The sequence below is a fragment of the Oleiphilus sp. HI0080 genome, from assembly GCF_001635135.1.
The window spans coordinates 1-1014 of the sequence record NZ_LWFU01001088.1; the positions used below are offsets into that span (position 1 = coordinate 1).

Genomic DNA, 1014 nt, shown 5'->3' on the forward strand with positions numbered 1-1014 from the left:
CAACAGACCCTACCAAAATATAACGAACCGGCTCAACGCTACTGCCCAGCCGGCGTATATGAAGTTGTGGAAAGTGAAGAAGATGGCAGCAAGCGATTTCAAATAAATGCCCAAAACTGTGTTCACTGTAAAACGTGTGATATCAAAGATCCCGCACAGAACATTACATGGGTAACGCCAGAAGGTGGCGGCGGTCCAAACTACCCTAACATGTAAAACAACGTAGTCGACGCTGTTCATTAAAGCCCGCTCAATTGAGCGGGCTTTTTTATTGCTCTCCATAAATGGTCAAAGCTCCCCCCTATAAACAAAGCTTACTTTGCATTAAAGGCCAACTTACACACTTATACTGCCAACAATTTTAAAGCATGACTGCATTCCAAATTTCTCAAGCGCCACACTGTTAGCATCCTCCGCAGCCGAATAAACAATAGCGGCCAACCAATAAACGACTTTTTTATCAATTTTAATCCGGACAAGATCTATGAAAACGCGCCTGATTTCGGCCTTGCTACTATGCATGGCATTTGCGAGCTCTAGTTTCGCTGAATCGTATATTTACCTAACAAATAGCACGACTAAACCTCTTACTCTCAACACCATTCAAACCGGCCATGACAATATCAGTCACGGCGACGAATGGGAGCAACTTGCCCAATCAGTGCCACCAATGGGTACGGTGAAGTTTTTGCGCTTCAACCGCGACCAAGGCATAAAGTGGGGTAAGAAATACTGGTTTACTACGACAGTACAAGGTCAGACTTCTTCCGTTACTCTTCAGCAAAAGCTTAAGGGCACATGGAATTTCAGCAACATCTACCACACTGCGAACGGCGATAGCTGGAAAGATGATCGCAACATCTACGAGCAAAACATCAATTTTGACGGCCAAAACGCCAAACTTGCATACAAGGCAAGCTACGCTCGTGCATCTGGCGATGACTTCCTCTACATCATTCAGCCTAACCTAGAAGCGCAAGTGCGCGACGAGCTTAGCGCCAACAGCTTCAATGT

The 1014-nt window shown here is 45.5% G+C and carries 1 protein-coding gene and 1 pseudogene; both read left to right on the forward strand.

Going from position 1 to position 1014, the window contains the following annotated elements; genetic code table 11:
• Positions 1 to 216 (forward strand): 4Fe-4S dicluster domain-containing protein (locus A3751_RS19990; protein ID WP_197466547.1); only part of this gene is annotated, 216 nt, incomplete at its 5' end.
• 268 nt (positions 217 to 484) lie between these two features.
• Positions 485 to 1014: pseudogene (locus tag A3751_RS20000) on the forward strand (endonuclease); the annotation flags it as partial.